This is a genomic window from Synechococcus sp. RS9909, assembly GCF_014279595.1.
Lineage (GTDB): Bacteria > Cyanobacteriota > Cyanobacteriia > PCC-6307 > Cyanobiaceae > Synechococcus_C.
The window spans coordinates 586,672-603,160 of sequence record NZ_CP047943.1; the positions used below are offsets into that span (position 1 = coordinate 586,672).

Annotated in this window: 22 protein-coding genes and 1 tRNA gene; 10 read left to right on the top strand and 13 right to left on the bottom strand. The window is 64.2% G+C overall.

What is annotated here, in order from left to right:
* Positions 1 to 37: 37 nt before the first annotated feature.
* The 5 genes from SynRS9909_RS02925 to psbB all read right to left on the bottom strand — a co-directional run bounded on the left by SynRS9909_RS02925 (position 38) and on the right by psbB (position 4,324).
* The gene (locus SynRS9909_RS02925; protein WP_007100555.1) at positions 38 to 808 is read right to left on the bottom strand and encodes an HAD family hydrolase; all 771 of its coding nucleotides are present in this window, start codon (positions 806 to 808) and stop codon (positions 38 to 40) included.
* Positions 809 to 830: 22 nt separating this feature from the next.
* Positions 831 to 1,940, bottom strand: coding sequence for a 30S ribosomal protein S1 (locus tag SynRS9909_RS02930; RefSeq protein WP_007100554.1), 1,110 nt, complete (start codon positions 1,938 to 1,940; stop codon positions 831 to 833).
* Positions 1,941 to 2,057: 117 nt separating this feature from the next.
* Entirely contained in the window at positions 2,058 to 2,531 is a 474-nt protein-coding gene (nrdR, locus tag SynRS9909_RS02935) for a transcriptional regulator NrdR (protein WP_038000825.1), read from the bottom strand.
* A gap of 116 nt (positions 2,532 to 2,647) precedes the next feature.
* Entirely contained in the window at positions 2,648 to 2,743 is a 96-nt protein-coding gene (locus tag SynRS9909_RS02940; protein ID WP_006042122.1) for a photosystem II reaction center protein T, read from the bottom strand.
* 21 nt (positions 2,744 to 2,764) lie between these two features.
* A complete protein-coding gene (gene psbB, locus SynRS9909_RS02945) occupies positions 2,765 to 4,324 on the bottom strand; it encodes a photosystem II chlorophyll-binding protein CP47 (RefSeq protein ID WP_007100552.1) in 1,560 nt (519 codons plus the stop codon).
* 232 nt (positions 4,325 to 4,556) lie between these two features.
* Here psbB and SynRS9909_RS02950 point away from each other — a divergent pair, with 232 nt between their 5' ends.
* Positions 4,557 to 5,024 carry a 2Fe-2S iron-sulfur cluster-binding protein gene (locus tag SynRS9909_RS02950; RefSeq protein WP_007100551.1) on the top strand — a complete coding sequence of 156 codons (468 nt, stop codon included), beginning with the start codon at positions 4,557 to 4,559 and terminating at the stop codon, positions 5,022 to 5,024.
* Positions 5,025 to 5,083: 59 nt separating this feature from the next.
* A complete protein-coding gene (gene psbM / locus SynRS9909_RS02955; protein ID WP_007100550.1) occupies positions 5,084 to 5,188 on the top strand; it encodes a photosystem II reaction center protein PsbM in 105 nt (34 codons plus the stop codon).
* Between the two features lie 32 nt (positions 5,189 to 5,220).
* Here psbM and SynRS9909_RS02960 read toward each other — a convergent pair whose 3' ends face one another.
* Positions 5,221 to 6,069, bottom strand: a complete 849-nt coding sequence (locus SynRS9909_RS02960; protein ID WP_007100549.1) for a universal stress protein — start codon at positions 6,067 to 6,069, stop codon at positions 5,221 to 5,223.
* Positions 6,070 to 6,122: 53 nt separating this feature from the next.
* On the opposite strand from SynRS9909_RS02960, the gene SynRS9909_RS02965 reads away from it, so the two are divergent.
* Genes SynRS9909_RS02965 through SynRS9909_RS02985 form a run of 5 tightly spaced genes read left to right on the top strand, consistent with a single transcriptional unit; the run spans position 6,123 to position 9,400 of the window.
* Entirely contained in the window at positions 6,123 to 6,572 is a 450-nt protein-coding gene (locus tag SynRS9909_RS02965; RefSeq protein WP_038000821.1) for an acyl-CoA thioesterase, read from the top strand.
* A gap of 32 nt (positions 6,573 to 6,604) precedes the next feature.
* Complete coding sequence (locus SynRS9909_RS02970) at positions 6,605 to 7,714, top strand: DNA-processing protein DprA (RefSeq protein ID WP_007100547.1); 1,110 nt, start codon at positions 6,605 to 6,607, stop codon at positions 7,712 to 7,714.
* 9 nt (positions 7,715 to 7,723) lie between these two features.
* Positions 7,724 to 8,623 carry a peptide chain release factor N(5)-glutamine methyltransferase gene (prmC, locus tag SynRS9909_RS02975; protein WP_007100546.1) on the top strand — a complete coding sequence of 300 codons (900 nt, stop codon included), beginning with the start codon at positions 7,724 to 7,726 and terminating at the stop codon, positions 8,621 to 8,623.
* A gap of 4 nt (positions 8,624 to 8,627) precedes the next feature.
* The gene (locus SynRS9909_RS02980) at positions 8,628 to 9,245 is read left to right on the top strand and encodes an L-threonylcarbamoyladenylate synthase (protein WP_186593782.1); all 618 of its coding nucleotides are present in this window, start codon (positions 8,628 to 8,630) and stop codon (positions 9,243 to 9,245) included.
* A complete protein-coding gene (locus SynRS9909_RS02985) occupies positions 9,233 to 9,400 on the top strand; it encodes a hypothetical protein (protein ID WP_007100544.1) in 168 nt (55 codons plus the stop codon). The genes SynRS9909_RS02980 and SynRS9909_RS02985 overlap by 13 nt, the downstream gene beginning before the upstream one ends.
* 23 nt (positions 9,401 to 9,423) lie before the next feature.
* Here the strand turns inward: SynRS9909_RS02985 and SynRS9909_RS02990 are convergent.
* The 5 genes from SynRS9909_RS02990 to minC form a co-directional block, all read right to left on the bottom strand.
* Positions 9,424 to 9,495 (bottom strand) — tRNA-Thr (locus SynRS9909_RS02990).
* A complete protein-coding gene (locus SynRS9909_RS02995) occupies positions 9,486 to 9,728 on the bottom strand; it encodes a response regulator transcription factor (protein WP_007100543.1) in 243 nt (80 codons plus the stop codon). The genes SynRS9909_RS02990 and SynRS9909_RS02995 overlap by 10 nt, the downstream gene beginning before the upstream one ends.
* A gap of 14 nt (positions 9,729 to 9,742) precedes the next feature.
* Complete coding sequence (gene minE / locus SynRS9909_RS03000; protein WP_007100542.1) at positions 9,743 to 10,048, bottom strand: cell division topological specificity factor MinE; 306 nt, start codon at positions 10,046 to 10,048, stop codon at positions 9,743 to 9,745.
* Between the two features lie 4 nt (positions 10,049 to 10,052).
* On the bottom strand, positions 10,053 to 10,868 hold the full coding sequence (minD, locus tag SynRS9909_RS03005; RefSeq protein ID WP_038000819.1) for a septum site-determining protein MinD: 816 nt from the start codon (positions 10,866 to 10,868) through the stop codon (positions 10,053 to 10,055).
* A 19-nt stretch (positions 10,869 to 10,887) separates the two neighbouring features.
* Positions 10,888 to 11,601 (bottom strand): septum site-determining protein MinC, encoded by a 714-nt coding sequence (gene minC / locus SynRS9909_RS03010; protein ID WP_007100540.1) that lies wholly within the window; start codon positions 11,599 to 11,601, stop codon positions 10,888 to 10,890.
* 106 nt (positions 11,602 to 11,707) lie between these two features.
* Between minC and SynRS9909_RS03015 the strand changes: the two genes are divergently transcribed.
* Genes SynRS9909_RS03015 through SynRS9909_RS03025 form a run of 3 tightly spaced genes read left to right on the top strand, consistent with a single transcriptional unit; the run spans position 11,708 to position 13,918 of the window.
* On the top strand, positions 11,708 to 12,727 hold the full coding sequence (locus SynRS9909_RS03015; RefSeq protein WP_007100539.1) for a phosphatidylserine/phosphatidylglycerophosphate/cardiolipin synthase family protein: 1,020 nt from the start codon (positions 11,708 to 11,710) through the stop codon (positions 12,725 to 12,727).
* Positions 12,720 to 13,310: a chromate transporter gene (locus SynRS9909_RS03020; protein ID WP_050752443.1), complete on the top strand. Its 591-nt coding sequence runs from the start codon at positions 12,720 to 12,722 to the stop codon at positions 13,308 to 13,310. The genes SynRS9909_RS03015 and SynRS9909_RS03020 overlap by 8 nt, the downstream gene beginning before the upstream one ends.
* Positions 13,307 to 13,918: a chromate transporter gene (locus SynRS9909_RS03025; RefSeq protein WP_007100537.1), complete on the top strand. Its 612-nt coding sequence runs from the start codon at positions 13,307 to 13,309 to the stop codon at positions 13,916 to 13,918. The genes SynRS9909_RS03020 and SynRS9909_RS03025 overlap by 4 nt, the downstream gene beginning before the upstream one ends.
* Here the strand turns inward: SynRS9909_RS03025 and SynRS9909_RS03030 are convergent.
* Together SynRS9909_RS03030 and ctpZ are read right to left on the bottom strand one after the other, a co-directional pair.
* Positions 13,869 to 15,152 carry an HD domain-containing protein gene (locus SynRS9909_RS03030; RefSeq protein WP_038001571.1) on the bottom strand — a complete coding sequence of 428 codons (1,284 nt, stop codon included), beginning with the start codon at positions 15,150 to 15,152 and terminating at the stop codon, positions 13,869 to 13,871. The genes SynRS9909_RS03025 and SynRS9909_RS03030 overlap by 50 nt on opposite strands.
* Before the next feature lie 4 nt (positions 15,153 to 15,156).
* Positions 15,157 to 16,473, bottom strand: a complete 1,317-nt coding sequence (gene ctpZ / locus SynRS9909_RS03035; protein WP_007100535.1) for a carboxyl-terminal processing protease CtpZ — start codon at positions 16,471 to 16,473, stop codon at positions 15,157 to 15,159.
* Positions 16,474 to 16,489: the final 16 nt, after the last annotated feature.

A 16,489-nucleotide genomic window follows, 5' to 3' on the forward strand; every position in this document is an offset into this window, starting at 1 on the left:
GTTGCTGTCGCTGCGGCGACTGTAGGGGGAAGTGTTTTCACGTCAAACACTCCACCTGGAGCTCGCGCCAGTGTTGAATCAGATGGTGGTGGCCGGTGAGGCGTGGTGGTTGCTGCCATCCAGCCACGTAGCCGAGAGTCACCGCCACGCCGGCCTCCCGGGCCATGTGCAGATCGGAATCAGCGTCGCCGATCAGGGCACAACGCCGGTGGTCAAGCTGCATCTGCTCACAGAGGCGATGCACCGCGGCGGGATCCGGCTTGCAGGGAGTGTCGTCGGCGCTCCAGATGGCGCTCACCAGCGCGTGGAGCCCATGGTTAACCAGAAACCGCTCGATTCCCTGGCGCGAATCGTTGCTGATCACCGCACTGCGAACGCCCGCAGCCTGCAAGGCGTGGAGGATGCGATCGGCCTCTGGCAGCAGCGGGCTGGGCTGCTCGGCGAGGGCCTGATCAGCGAGCTGAAAGCAGACCTCGGCCAGTCGCCAGGCCTGGGGCCAGGAGGGTTCCTGCTGGGCAGCGGTGGCAGCCGTGGCGATGAGGTTGTGCTGGCGCGACGCCACCGCCAGCAGGCCCGTGGGGGAGACCCCGGCGGCACTAATGCCATAGAGCCGTTGCAGTTGATCCACCAGGTGCTCGCAAACGCTGGCGGTGTGACCGGCCTGGCGGAACACCGTGGCAGCAGCTTGCAGTCGCTGACGACCAAGGCCGATCAGATGGGGTTCGCTATGGGACAGGGTGCCGTCCTTGTCGAACAGCACCCCGTCAACGTCGGCCAGGGTGATGCCGTTGAGCAGCAACCGGGCCATGAATGGAAGGCTGGGCCGTTGGTCAGCCCATCATGCCGTAGCCATCGTCGCCTTCCTCGGCCTGCTCCAGCAGCATCTGCTTGTAGCGGGCTGCCATCTCCTCGGCCTTCTCGAACACCTTCTGGGGATCGGTGAGCATGTCGCCCGGCTCCGGTTCGAGTGCCTTGGTGGAGAGAGAAATCCGCCCCCGTTCGGCATCGAGGTCGATGATCATCACCTTCATCTGATCATTCACATTGAGCACCGAGTGCGGCGTTTCGATGTGCTCGTGGCTGATTTCGGAGATGTGCAGCAGACCGCTGACGCCACCGATGTCGATGAAGGCGCCGTAGGGCTTGATGCCGCGGACGGTGCCGATCACCACTTCGCCCACCTCCAGGCGATTCATCTTGCGTTCCACCAGGGCGCGGCGATGGCTGAGCACCAGACGGTTGCGCTCCTCGTCGACTTCCAGGAACTTGAGCGGCAGGAAATCGGCGACCAGCTCTTCCTTGGGCTTGCGGGTACTGATGTGACTGCCGGGGATGAAGCCGCGCAGGCCCTCCACCCGCACCAGGGCACCACCGCGGTTGGTGGCAAACACTTCGCTGTAGATGGTGGCATCTTCTTTCTGCAGCTGACGCACCCGCTCCCAGGCCCGCTGGTACTCGATGCGGCGGATCGAGAGAGCAAGCTGCCCGTCTTCGTTCTCCTCACTCATGATGAAGAACTCGCGCACCTCACCGGGCTGAAGCACGTCGCTCAGGCCTTCCACCCGGTTGATCGACACCTCCTGCATCGGCATGAAGGCGGCGGTCTTGGCGCCGATGTCGATCATGGCCCCCTTCGATTCCAGGGCGAACACGGTGCCGTTGACGATGTCGCCAGGCTTGAAGTTGTAGTCGTACTTGCTGAGAAGCGCCGCAAACTCGTCGAGGGTGAAGCCGGCGTTATCCAGATCGCGGCTGCTCGCCCGGCTGCTGGGGTCGTCGGCCGTGGGCACATCCTCCGGAATGCTCAGGTCGTTCTCGTCGAAGGCTTCATCGGCAGTCAGCACCTCAGCCTGAGCAGCGACTGGCTCGGCGGCATCGGTGACGGTTGCAGCTGATTCGACAGCGTGGTCCTGAACCTGGTCGGTGGAGGAAACAGACATGGAGCGATGGCGGTCTGCCCGGAGACAGTGCGAAGGAATGACGTGGTGGCCCGCCGACCACAACGATCGAATCCGTCATTCTGTCAGATCGACTCGGATGAACCGTGGAGAGTAGTTTCAGACCGCTGCCAGGGGGGTGGCCGAGTCGTTCATGCCTTCGAGGGTCTTCACGAAATCGTTGACGCCTCGGAACTGCCGGTACACGGAGGCGAAGCGCACATAGGCCACTTCGCTGAGCTCCTTGAGCTGATTGAGCACCATTTCACCGATCTCCTGGCTGCTCACCTCCCGTCCGTTGCGCTGTTGCAGGGCAAGTTCGAGATCGTCCACGATCGTCTCCAGTCGGGAGGCGGTCAGACCGGTTTTTTCGCAGGCCCGGCTGAGACCGTGAAGCAATTTGCTGCGACTGAAGCTTTCCCGGCTGCCATTGCGCTTGAGCACGGTGATTGGCATGGTTTCCACCCGTTCGTAGGTGGTGAAGCGGAACTCACAGTTGAGACACTCACGCCGCCGCCGCACGCTTCTGCCGCCGTCGGCAGCGCGGGACTCGAGCACCCGGCTGTCTGTGTTTTGGCAGGAAGGGCACTGCACGCCCGGGCAACTCCCAGTTCAAGGTTGTGAGCCGATTGTAGACACCGTGTCCAGAGCTGGAATCACAACAAAAAAGCCCCACCGATTGGTGGGGCTTGAAGCAGGAACTCTGTGGATCACTTGCCGATCTTGGGAGGATCGCGGAAGGCGATCGCGAAGAAGAGCGTGGCAATCGCCAGGGTGAGGATGAGGATGTAAGCGAAGCTTTCCATCGGGGAGTCTCCGGAGGGCGATCAGCTGAGGGTGGAACCGGCCGGGGGCACGTAGCCCTCGGGAAGGCGACGGGTGGAACGGTCGCCCAGTTTCTGGAACAGACCGAACTCCACCTGTTCGCCGAGATCCGGATCGATCCCGGCAAACACATCGCGATACAGGGTCCGAGCGCCGTGCCAAATGTGCCCGAAGAAGAAGAGCAGGGCGAAGGTGGCATGGCCGAAGGTGAACCAGCCCCGTGGCGAGCTGCGGAAAGTGCCGTCGGAGTGGTAGGTCTCGCGGTCGAACTCGAACGCTTCACCAAGCTGGGCCTTACGGGCCAGACGCTTCACATCGGCAGGATCCGTGAAGGTTTGGCCATCGAGAGCCCCACCGAACACCTTGGCAGTCACGCCCTGCTGCTCGAAGGAATACTTGGCTTCAGCGCGACGGAAGGGGATGTCAGCGCGAACGATGCCATCGCTGTCTTCCAGAACCACAGGGAAGTTCTCGAAGAAGTTGGGCAGACGACGCACCTGGAGATCGCGACCATCCTTATCGGTGAAGGCGATATGCCCCAGCCATCCGGTGGGCAGGCCATCACCATTCACCATCGGACCGACGCGGAACAGGCCACCTTTGGCAGGGCTGTTGCCGACGTAGTCATAGAAAGCGAGCTTTTCGGGGATGGCTGCGAAGGCTTCCTGAGCCGTGGCACCCTGATCCATCGCCGTCTGGACGCGACGGTTGATTTCCGTTTTGAAGTAGCTCTGATCCCACTGGTAACGGGTGGGGCCGAACAGCTCGACAGGTGTTGCTGCGGAGCCATACCACATCGTGCCTGCCACGATGAAGGCTGCGAAGAACACAGCGGCAATGGCACTGGCCAGAACCGTTTCAATGTTGCCCATCCGAAGCGCCTTGTAGAGACGCTCGGGCGGGCGGGTGGTGATGTGAAAAATGCCGGCAATGATGCCGACGATGCCAGCTGCGATGTGGTGAGCGACGATGCCACCGGGGTTGAAGGGGTTGAAACCTTCTGGCCCCCAGGCCGGTTGAACCGCCTCGAGGTGGCCGGTCAAGCCATAGGGATCGGAGACCCACATGCCAGGACCGAACACACCGGTGAGGTGGAAGGCGCCGAAGCCGAAGCAACCGAGGCCGGCCAGGAGCAGGTGGATGCCGAAGATTTTGGGAAGGTCAAGGGCCGGCTCGCCGGTGCGTGGGTCCTGCCAGATCTCCAGGTCCCAGTAGGTCCAGTGCCAGATGGCGGCAAGCATCAGCAGGCCACTAAACACGATGTGAGCCGCTGCGACACCTTCAAAGCTCCAGAAGCCAGGATCCACACCGGTTTCTCCGGTGATGCTCCAGCCTCCCCAGCTGCCGGTGACGCCGAGTCGGGCCATGAAGGGCATGACGAACATGCCCTGACGCCACATCGGATTCAGGACGGGATCCGAGGGGTCGAAAATGGCGAGTTCATAAAGGGCCATCGAGCCGGCCCAGCCGGCAACGAGGGCGGTGTGCATGAGGTGCACGGCCAGAAGTCGGCCGGGGTCGTTGATGACGACGGTGTGCACCCGATACCAGGGCAATCCCATGGGTCAGGTTCGGGGGAACGAAGCTGCTGATGCAGCCAGACTTCGCGATCGTAAGGGGTGTGGTCGGTGGGACGGGGGACGCTGTCGCGAGCTGCAATGTCTGCACATGCGCTCTCTCGGCCGTGCCAGCCGCACGGATTGTCTTGACCTGGCTGCTCGAAAGGGCCCCTGAAGGGAGGTTACAAATCGAAATCCCTCGATTCACAATGGTGAGGCAGCTGCCTAAGTCGCCATGCCGGTGATCCGATTTGTTCGAGAAGGTCGCGACGTGGAGTGTTACCCAGGCGAAAACCTGCGCGACGTGGCGTTGCGGGAAGGGATCGCTCTCTACGGGCTCAAAGGTCAGCTGGGCAATTGCGGCGGCTGCGGACAGTGCATCACCTGCTTTGTGGATGTGCAGGAAGGGGGAGCGCTGGGGGCCCTTTCGCCCCGCACGGCTGTGGAGGAGGCCAAGTTGCGCCGGCGACCCCAGTCCTGGCGGCTGGCTTGCCAGACCCTGGTGGAAGGGTCGGTGTTGATCATGACGCGCCCGCAGGCGGGCCTGGCTGATGCTGCGGCCCGGTTGGCCGCTGCACAGGCGACGCCGTTGCCGGCGGGGCCCACCGCCTGGCCGGTCACGCAGGAGCCAGAGGCCTCCTCTGACGACGAGGAGGTGAGCGCATCGCTCGATGAAGCTGCTACGCCCGGTGACGAGGACTGACGTAGCCGCCGGCTTGCCGGCCGAACGGTGATACGTTCCGGTGGAATCTTTCAGCGGTCATGGAAACCAACGATCTCGGTTTTGTTGCCAGCCTTCTGTTTGTGCTGGTTCCGACGGTCTTCCTGATCATCCTGTTCATCCAGACCAACAGCCGGCAGAGCTGATTGCCCCTGGGCCTGAAGGGATCGGTCCCCCCTCAGGAACGCTCCGGCTCCCGGACCAACAGGACGGGCGCCGGAGCATGCACGCGGATGTAGTCGCTCACCGAGCCTCCCAGCAGTTTGTCGAGATCCACCAGGCCTCGAGCCACGAGGGGGCGGCGATCCTGTGAGGCGATCACCACCAGATCGGCATTCACCTCCTTGACGGCTTGGCAGACACCGCGCCCCACGTCATTCGCGGTGATGTGCAGGGGTGTCAACGTGACGCCGAAGCTCCTGGCCCGCTGCACCGCCGCATTCAGCAGGCTGTCACTCTTGCTTGCTGCCCCCCTGGTCGGGGTCACGTCCTGACGGGCGACATGCACACCGGTCAGTTGACCTCCAGGAATGTCGCGCACCATCTCGCAGGCCAGTCGCAGGGCGTCGTCCCCCACGCCGGTGCCATCCACGGTGACCAGCAGCCTGTTCACATGACGGACGTAAAGGTCGTCGCGCACGAGCAGCATCGGGCGGGTCGAGAGCTGGAAGACGTACTGACTGGTGCTGTTGGCCAGGATCGACTGCAGACGTCCCAGTCCGCGGGACCCCATCACGATCAGGTCAGCATTGAGTTCATCGGCGACCTTGAGCACGGTCTGCTTGGCATCGCCGGAGCGGATGATCGCGTTGACCTCGCTGCGATCGAGGCCCAGGCGCTCGGCGGCCTGAGACAACAGCGCCGCTGCAGCACTCCAGTGCTCGTCTGATCCGGATTTGTCCTGTTCCGGCACCACATGCAGCAGGTTGATGCGCGCTGAGCGGAACCCGGGCAGGTCGCGGAGCATCCTCACCATCTCCTCGACGTGCCCCTTGCCGGAGTCGGCGATCAGCAGGTTGTTGAACACGGCAGTGCAGCGGCCTTTGCAGCAGCCTATGGCCGATGAACCGGGTCAGAAACATGGTGATTGAGAGCGTTACGACGCCCCCCTGGTGCTGGCGGAAGCGGGTGCTGCCCCAACACACTGATCATGGTGGCGTGATGTGGCACGGGGCCTATGTGGCCTGGCTGGAGGAAGCGCGGGTGGAGGCCCTGGCTGCCGTGGGCCTGCCCTATGACCGCCTCGCCGCTGAGGGGCTGGAGATGCCGGTGGTGCGCCTGGAGCTGGACTATCGCCAGGCCCTGCACCATGGCGAGCAGGTGGATCTGGACAGCTGGGCGCTGCAGCGTCGGGGCGTGCGCTGGCCCTGGGCGAGTCGGTGGTGTCGTGAGGATGGACAGGTGGCGGCGATGGCCAGGGTCGAGCTGGTGCTGGTGCGGCTGGAGGGGGCGCGGCGCACCGTGCTCCGCCAGGCTCCGCCGGCCTTGCAGGAGGCGCTGGAGCGCCTGCAGCGGGGCCCGTCCGCATGAGAGAGTAATACGCATGAACTAGAGAGAAGGGTTTGGAGGCGCGTGATTGGTGGTGGCTCTGGAGTCGCTGTCCTGGTCTGGGGGCCGTTCGCCTGTCGGCGTTGCAGTCGCTGGCGATGCAGGATCCAGCCGGCCTGGCTGGGCTTTGGTCTTGGCCCTTGCCACGGCTGCAACGTGCCTTGCGGTGGCCAGATTCCCTGACGCAGACGGTCGATGCCTATCGCCGCCGCTGGGGCGACAGCCCGGCCGTGCTGGCTCCTGACAGCGTTCTGATTCCCGGTGATGCCAACTGGCCCCTGGCCCTGGAGGATCTGAAGCGGCCGCCGAAGCTGTTGCACTGGCGCGGCGATGCCGCTCTGCTGCCGACGGTGTCTGCGCGGCAGGCGGTCGCGATCGTCGGCACCCGCCGGCCCTCCAGCCATGGCCTGCGCATGGCGGAAGCTCTCGGCGAAGCGCTGGCACGGGCGGGTTGGCCCGTGGTCAGCGGCCTGGCTGAGGGGGTGGATGCGGCGGCCCATCAAGGCTGCCTGAAGGCAGGCGGTGCTCCGGTTGGCGTGGTGGGTACGCCCCTCACGCGGGTTTATCCGCCTGAGCATGAAAGGCTGCAGGCGGCCGTGGCGAGCCAGGGGCTGCTTCTCAGTGAGCATGGGCCCGAGGCCAGGGTGAGTCGGGCCAGCTTTGCCCTGCGAAATCGGCTTCTGGTCGCGCTTGCCGACTGGGTGGTGGTGGTGGAATGCCCGGAGGGAAGCGGCGCGCTGATTTCAGCCGAGATCGCCCTCGCGATGGAGCGGTCGCTCTGGGTGGTGCCTGGGGATGCCCTGCGTCAGTCGTCCTGCGGCAGCAATCGCTTGCTCACGAGTGGCGCCTGCCCTTTGCTCTCGATCGCGTCGTTTCTCACCGCCCTCGGGCCCGGCCCCTGCGCTGATGGGGCTCAGGCTGCTGCAGCCTGCGGGGGTGGTGGCAGCCCTGTCCCCCAGGTGCAGGATGCGCCGCTGTTGCGGCTTCTGGAAGAGGGAGCCGGCCTCGATCGTCTGGCTCGGGATCTGGGTCGCCCCACCGGGGTGCTTGCCGAGCAGCTCTTGCAGCTCGAATTGCAGGGGCTGGTGCAGGCGGAAGCCGGGATGCGATGGCGGCTTGTCTAGGTTCAGCCCATGACCTTAGTGGAGCTGAGCGGGAACGAGCTTCTGGCCTGGCGCCGGGCCCAGCTGGCCACAGGCGGGCGTGCTGTGGATCTTGATTGGTTGCTCGATCTGGCCGGTGGCTTGCGTTGGGCCGATCTGCAGGCCTTGCATCTCGATCCGGCGGCCCGTCGGGTGCGGCTCGCCTGCGAGCTCTCCGAGCTCGCTTCGCTCTGGCAGCGTCATCGCCTGCAGCATGAACCGCTCCAGCACCTGGTGGGTCGCTGCCCTTGGCGCGATCTTGAGCTCACGGTATCGGCCGCTGCGCTGATCCCCAGGCAGGAGACGGAATCTCTGGTGGATCTGGCCCTGGAGCGCTGGCGGGCGGCGCAACCCGGTGCCTCCCCTCAGCCGTTGCTGCGCTGGGCGGATCTGGGAACGGGCTCTGGCGCCCTGGCCGTCGCCCTGGCCCGTGCCTTTCCCCAGGCCAGTGGGCATGCCGTCGACTGCAGCGAAGCGGCCCTGGCGCTGGCGCGCCTGAATCTTGAACGGCATGGGGTTTCAGCACGCTGCACCCTTCACAGCGGTGATTGGTGGCAGCCCCTGAGGCCCTGGTGGGGGCTGTTGCAGCTGGTGCTCAGCAATCCCCCTTACATTCCCAGTGCGGTGGTCGATCAGCTCGACCCTGTGGTGCGTGAGCATGAGCCTCGGCTCGCTCTGGATGGCGGCGCGGATGGCCTGGCGGCGACGCGCCTGATCGTTGCGGGGGCTCCCGAGGCCCTGGCGCCGGGCGGTTGGCTCCTGATCGAGCATCACCACGATCAGAGCGCGGCGGTGCTGGACCTCTGCGCTGCCGCCGGCCTGGACCACCTGAAGGCTGAAACAGATTGGCAGGGTGTGCGCCGCTTCGTGTGTGCGCGTCAGCCATGCTGAGGCGATGACAGCCGCTTCGCCCCTCGCCACCGACTCCAACGCTCTGCTCCACCAGCTGCGGATGGGAGGGGCTGCCATGCTCCCCACCGACACCCTGCCGGCTCTGGCGTCTCTGCCGGAGCATGCCCGGCAGATTTGGCAGCTCAAGCGACGCCCCCTCCGCAAGCCCCTCATCCTGATGGGGGCCGAACCCGAGAGCCTGCTGGCCCATGTGGCGCCCGAGGTGCGTGGGGAGGCGGCCGCCTTGGCTTCGGCCCACTGGCCCGGGGCGCTCACGCTGGTGTTGCCCGCCTCCGGCCCGACCGTTCAGCACCTCCACCCGGGGGCGGCCACCCTGGGGCTGCGCATTCCCGATTGTGCGCCCACCCGGCACCTGTTGAGCCTCAGTGGTCCTCTGGCGACCACCAGCATCAACCGCTCCGGCGAGCCGGCAGCTCAGTCAGCCCGGGAAGCGACGCAGTGTTTTCCTTCGCTCCCCCTGCTGGGCCCCTTGCCCTGGCCGGAGCCATCTGGCCAGGCCAGCACGGTCCTGGCCTGGCTTGGGCCGGGCCGGTGGCAGTTGCTGCGCCAAGGCGCTGTGATGCCGAAAGGTCTGCTGCTTCAGCCTCCATGCTCTGGTTGATCGCCCTGGTGGTGTTGCTCCAGGCCCTGGCCCAGTGGCCCCTGGAGCCGGTGATGCGCCTTGGCACCTCCGTGCTCAACCTCCAGTGGCTCCCCTGGTTGCTGGCCCTGATCGGGGTGTGGCTGTTGGCGGGTCGCCCTGGCGAAGAACGCTGACAGGGTGCTTGAGGATGGCCTGAAGCCGGCTAACGGATTTGAACCGATGGCCTTCGCTTTACAAAAGCGCTGCTCTACCGCTGAGCTAAGCCGGCGATAGCGGCAGTGTAACGGTCGGTTCAGTGCCCGCGTCCTGGCTCCGGCCGAGCCGCCAGAGCACCAATTCCAGCCGGGAGCGACAGCCTGTTTTCTCCAGCGCATGGCTGATGTGAGACTCCACCGTGCGGACGCTCACCACCTGACGTGAAGCGATGGCCCGGTTGCTGAGCCCTTGGCTGAGCAGATTGAGGATGGTCTGTTCGGTGGGGGTGAGGCGATGGGATGGCAAGGCGTCCTTGGCGACTAATCGAAGGATTCCCCGCTCCTGTCGCTGCTCCGTTCGGTCACTGCCAGTGGTCGGCGGATGGGCAGATTGGCGACCAGGGCGGTCACCCGGTCTTCGGTTTCCAGGCTCACATCGCCGTGGTCCAGGTCGATCTCCACATACTTGGCCACCACCTCCAGAATCTCCCGACGCATCTGCTCGAGCAGTTCAGGACTGAGATCCGTGCGGTCATGGGCCAGCACCAGCTGCAGACGCTCCCTGGCGGTGGTGGCGCTGGCCGGTTGGCGGCCGAGCAGCTTGTCGAGGATGTCGCGCAGGGTCATCGGGTCAGAAGATCTTCTTTTGCATCAGGCGCCGGACCTTGGCCCGCAGGCCGCGGCCTTCCTTGGCGGGGTCGATCAGGGGGACATCCTCACCCTGGAGTCGGCGGGCGATGTTGCTGTAAGCGCGAGCGGCCGGAGACTGGCTCGCACTGAGGGTGAGCGGCTCGCCGCGATTGGTGCTCACGATCACCTGCTCGTCTTCCAGCACCAGGCCGAGCAGGGGCAGGGCGAGGATATCGGTGACGTCATCGACCGCGAGCATCTCCTGATTGGCCATCATTTTTGGCCGAACTCGGTTGAGCACCAGCTGCACGGGGCTGAGCCCCTGGGTGTTGAGCAGGCCGATCACCCGATCAGCGTCACGGACGGCCGAGACCTCCGGTGTGGTGATCACGATCGCTTCCCGGGCGGCGGCGGCCGCATTCTTGAACCCGTCTTCGATCCCGGCAGGGCAGTCGATCAGCACGGTGTCGAACTGCTTCGCCAGCATGCCCACGATCGATTGCATGTCTTCGGGCTTGAGCCACTCGAGCATGCGCGGATTCCCCGCCGGCAGGAGGGCCAGGTTCGGTTCCTGCTTGTGCTTCACCAGCGCCTGGTCGAGCCGGCAGCTTTTGGCGAGCACCTCCTGGGCTGTGTACACGATCCGGTTTTCCAGGCCGAGAAGCAGATCGAGGTTGCGGAGGCCGAAATCGGCATCGAGCACCACGGTCTTCTGACCCTGGCGTGCCAGGGCGATGCCGAGGTTGGCGGTGAGCGTGGTTTTACCCACACCTCCTTTGCCGGAGCAGATCAGGATCGTTCGCGAGATAGACGCCACGGGCTCCCGGGAAGTCGCGTCAGCCTAGAGGTGGTCTGGGCATCTGAGCATCTGCCGCTTCAATCACAATTTCTCCCGCTTCGAGTCGGGCCTGTTCGGCCAGTCCGGGCTGGGGGCGGTCCTCAGGACCGCGCGCCACGGTGTCGGCGATGCGCAGCTGCAACGGTCTGAGTTGTAAGGCCACGATCCGTGCCCCTTCATGGCCGTGAACGCCCGCGTGAGCACTGCCACGCAGGCGTCCCCACACGAGCACGTCGCCGCCGGCGCTCACCCTGGCGCCTGGATTGACATCCCCCAGCACCAGCAGGTGCCCCTGGGCGGTGAGGTGATCACCGGACCGCAGGGTGCCGCGATGGAGGCGGAGGCTGTCATCGGGCTGGGCCATGTCATGGGGCTGGTCTTGATCTGGCTGGTCTGAGGGCGCTTGATCCGGTGGCTCGATCCAGCGTGTGGGAAGGCCGAGGGCGTGGCCGCTCACCACCGTGTCGATGCTCTGAGCCTCCAGGCAACGGATCGGGTGACCCGCTGCTTCGAGTTCGCCCAGCAGTTCCAGGAGCTCACGTCCGCTCAAGGCCCAGTCGGCGCAGACCAGATCCACCGGCCCAGGCGGAAGCCCTGAGAGGGCGGCAGGCAGGACCTCGCGCCAGTGGAGCGTGCGCTGACTGGGCAGCGTCAGCACCGGGTGGCGCTGGGCGGGAGCGGGAACCGGTGATTGGGCATCGAGCGCGTGCATGGGGCAAAGCTAGAGCTGATCTTGTCGTTGAGGCTCGCGCCGAAGAGAATGGAAGGGTTCTTGTTCAACAACGTCGGCGCACCTCGTCGTGCGGCCGTTGCCTCTCATGACGATGCTCGAAGGCCTGGCTTGTGATGTCAGGCACCCTCATCAACGGCTGATTGTGATGCCGAATGATGGGGCGGAAGCGGTTCTCGGTTTGATTGCTCTGGCGCAGCGTGAGTTGCTGCTCAAGCAGTTCAAGCTGGAGTCTCCTGAGGTTCTGCAGGCGCTGGATGATGCCCATGCTCGCGGTGTTCGCGTGTGCGTGATGTTGAATCCCCATACCTCAGGGGGAACGCGTTGGAATGATCCTGCCTTTGAGCGGCTGAAGGCGGCTGGTGTCGATGTGGCCTGGACCAGCGATCGATTCCCGGTGACCCATGAAAAATCAATGGTGATCGATCGCAAGGAGGTTTTGATCTCGACCTTCAATTTGTCCAATAAGTATTTCACGCAGACGCGTGATTATGGGATTGTCAGTTTTGCTACTGAGGTTGTAGAGCAGGTGATCGCCGGATTTGAGGCTGATTGGGAAGATCGTGATTTCGAGCCAGACTTAACCGTTGGTTTGTTTTGGAGTAACGAATACAGTCGCACGCAAATTGCGCGGTTGATTGACGAAGCTCGTCACACCCTTGATATTCAACATCCAAAATTTGTTGACGCTGTTATCCTCGAGCGAATTATTCAGGCGCGTAAGCGTGGGGTGAAGGTGCGGGTGTTGTGTGGAGGTAAGCATGGAATCAGTGACTGGGATATCTATGACACCTTCGCCTCGCTACGGATTATGGAAAATGCAGGCGTGAAGATTCGCCGGCAGAAGCATCTCAAGTTGCACGCCAAACTCATCATCGTTGATGGCCGCTATGCCCAGACCGGTTCCATGAATCTGGATCGCAGTGCATTTGATGTACGGCGCGAGTTGGGTGTTGGCAGTGATGCTGAGGATGTGTTGATGCGCCTGAAGCGTATTTTTGAGGCTGACTGGGATCAGGCGCATGCCTATGAGGCGCCCGATCCTCTCGATCCGGCCGCTCATGATGATGGCGAATTGATTCCTGACCCCGAGTTTGTTCATGAGTGATCCATCCGGGCTTTTGCCTGACTCTCAAGCGAGGCCCACGCTCCGTCAGCTCTTCATCGGCATGATGCAGGTGGCCTTGTCGTCTTTCGGAGGCGGCTTGTCGGCCTGGAGTCAGCGCATCGTGGTGGAGCAGCGCCAGTGGATGACCAACGAGGCGTTCATCACAGGTCTCACGGTTGCGCGTCTGTTTCCTGGTCCTAATCAGGTCAATATGGCGGTGTATATCGGCACAGCCTTCCGGGGGTTACCCGGTGCCGTGGCTGCCTTGGCGGGGCTGTTGTTGGTGCCCTTTACGCTGTTGACAACAGTCGGTTTGCTTTACTTTCGGTTTCACACCATCCCCGCTGTCGACAGGGTGCTGGCTGGTGTGGTGGCAGCCGCTGCTGGGATGGCTCTCTCCATGGGTTTCAAGATCCTCCATGAGTATTGGCGCGACCGGATGGCTTTGCTGCTGGCGCTGGTCACCTTCGTGGCGTTGTCAGGATTCCGCTTTCATCTCATTCCTGTGGTTCTCGTTCTTGGACCTTTGGCCATGGCCTGGTATTGGCCGCGACACCAACAGCAGGGAGATCCGGCTCCATGATCATGACCCTGGAGGGGAGCTTCCATTGGTTGGCCTGCGCGCCGAGGCCGGATGCCCCGATCGCTGAGCTGCTGCGCATGGCCTGGCAATTTCTTTCCCTATCTCTCTTTTCCCTCGGTGGCGGCAACACGCTGCTGGCCGCGTATCACCACCTCAGTGTGGAGCGATTCTGTTGGCTCACCAACAACCAATTTGCCGACATTTATGCGCTTGCCGAGGCGGCGCCAGGCCCCAGTTCCATGATCGCCGGCTTGATCGGCATGAGTTCCGCCCTTGGCGAGGGTCTGCCCTGGGAGCTTGTGTCGGCCTACACGGCTGAAACAGCCCTGCTCTTGCCCTCCACCCTGGTGATGATCGTGGCCTGTCTGGGCTGGAAACGGTTTTCGCATTCACCCTGGAGGGTGGCCTTTGAGCGTGGGATGGGCCCGGTCACCCTCGGAATTCTCTTTTCCGTTGGCCTCAAAATTCTCCGCACGGCAGACAACAACATTGGCGGTGTTCTGGTGTCGGCGATTGTGTGTGTGCTCATGTTGCGCACGCGTATTTCGCCCCTTTGGTTCATGGCTGTCGCCGGGGTGCTGGGGGCGTGGGGCCTGAATCAACGCTGAGCATCGCCTTGTTCAGCGCTTGGCTGATGCTGCCGGGATGGATCAACCAGGCCGTTTCCTCGGGGGTGGAGAGGCTGTTCACCAGAGCTGAACACTGCTCCAGTGCTTGGAGGTGATGGCCGTCCCAGAGACGCAGCCCGCCCTGGTAAGGGTGGTAACCACGCAGCTGCTGATGGCGCAGTCCGCAGGTCAGCGCCGGATCCAGGCCCTCCTGCTCCGCCAGTTGTCGCGCCAGGGCGAGCAATTCCAACTGCGCTCCGGCGGCGAGCTGATTCACCGGCATCGCCTTGAGCAGCCGGCGATGCAGAAATCGCTGGCAGAGCTCCGCCAGGGGTGGCGGAGCCTCCTCGCTCCAGCGCAGCAGGTGATACCCGGTGCGCAGGTCGTCGTTGGCTTCGAAGCTGTCGAGATCCAACGCCTGGGGATCCCAGAGCCAGCGGGCCATGGTGCTGTCGCTCCATACCCGTTCCGGCCCGAGCTGGCGCGCGGTGCGGATCAGTTGCTCTAGCAGCCAGTTGCACACCACGTTCAGGCGGTGGTTGTACACGCTGCGATACATCAGATTGCGCACCACCAGGTAGTGCTCCACGGCCATTAGGCCTTTGGGGTGGATCGCCAGCGCACCATCGGGCGCCAGGGTGAGGGCGGAGAGGATCCGTTCCAGATCGAGTTGGCCGTAGCGGGTGCCGGTGCTGTAGCTGTCGCGGAGAAGGTAATCGAGGCGATCGCAGTCGAGTTGGCTGCTCACCAGCGCCTTGATCACCGGTCGTTCGGCCCGGCCATGGAGCAGGAGATCGGCCACCGCTTCAGCGGTTCCGTGCCCCACTCCATCGAGGATGTTGCGCATCTCCGGGTGGTCGCGCACCAGTCGCGCCGACCAGGTCTCATGGCGCAGGCCAAACATCTCCTCCCCGGTGTGGCTGAGGGGGCCATGGCCGAGATCGTGCAGGAGGGCCGAGGCATAGAGCACCGCGCGTTGCGCCTCCAGGCTTGGATCACGTCGGATCAGCCGCTCAAGGGCCTGGCGGGCGAGGTGAAAGACCCCAAGCGAATGGGTGAAGCGGCTGGATTCGGCGCCATGGAAGGTGAGGAAGGCCGGCCCGAGCTGACGGATGCGCCGCAGGCGTTGAAACGGGCGGCTGTCCACCAGGGCCAGCACCATGGCCTCGGCCGGCTGGTCGCCATCGAGGCGAATGCTGCGATGGAGTGGGTCATGGAAGGTTCGGCTGCCCATCGCATCAGCCGGCTTCGAGGGCTGCAAGCTCTGCATCCGGATCAGCCGGAGCTTCGCTGAGGGATTGGGTCGTGGTCTCCCGATCCAGCAGCGATTCCATGAACCGTTCGGCGTCGAGCAGCCAGCGGTCGCCATCTCCGCCTGGATTGAGCGGTTCCGGTTGATCGAGAAGCCGCTCGGGTTCGATCCCCTGCCCCTGGATGTCGCGCCCACTCGGGGTCACATAACCCGCCACGGTCACCGCCAGGCCGCTGCCGTCACTGAGATGGGTGAGCGTCTGGATCAGGCCCTTGCCGAAGGTGCGGCCGCCGAGCAGTGGTGACCGTCCATCGTCCTGAAGCGCTCCCGCCAGAATTTCACTGGCGCTGGCTGTGCCCCCGTTCACCAGGGTCACCATGGGGCCGTCGTACAGGCTTCCCGTTCCTGCCTGGATCGGGTCCGCGATTCCATCCCGATTGCGGGTCTCCACGATCGGCTGGTTGCTCAGGAAGGCATCGGCCACGCTCAAGCCCGCACTCACCAGGCCACCGGAGTTGTTGCGCAGATCCAGTACCAACCCCTCGATTCCCTTATCCGCGAGTTCTTGCAGCGCTTCGCGCACCTGATCGGGCACCCCCTCGCTGAATTGGGTGATGCGCAGATACCCGAGGGTGTGAGTGTCGCTGCGCAGACGGCGGGTGCGCACGGTGCGAAGATCCACATGGCGTCGCTCCAGGGTCACCTCCTGCTCCGCACCGGTGGGAGTCTGGAGCCGAAGCACCACCTGGGTCCCAACGTCACCGCGTAAGCGGGCGGCGGTGGCCTCCAGGCCGAGGCTGTCGGTGGATTCGCCGTTCACGGCACACACGAGGGTGCCGCTGGTGATCCCGGCATCGGCGGCGGGTGACCCCTCCAGAGGGGCGATGACCACGACGCGTTCATCCTCCCGTCGGTGGCCCAATTGCAGACCCACGCCACTGAGACTGCCTTCGTTGCTCGCCTTCATGGCGTCGTAGTCGGTCGGTCGCAGCAAGCGCGTGTAAGGGTCCCCGATCGGAGCCAGCATCGCGTCGATGGCGTTGTAGGCCTCGTCGCTGGTTTGAATCGATCCCTCCAGGGCCTTCTGGCGCAGCCGGCGCCAATGGATCTGATCGAAGCGGGCCGGGTCGACATAGCTCTGGTTCACCAGCTTCCAGCTCTCCACCACCAGCTGCTGGGCGTCGTTGAGCGCCAGGGCCGGTTGGGCGGCCATCAGGCTGGTCAGCAGCAGGCCAATCAGACCAAAAGCCAGATGCCGCAAGGGGTTGGCCCAGCGGTTAACAGTCGGCAACATCGGCTTCATCGCGGACGCGGTCGCT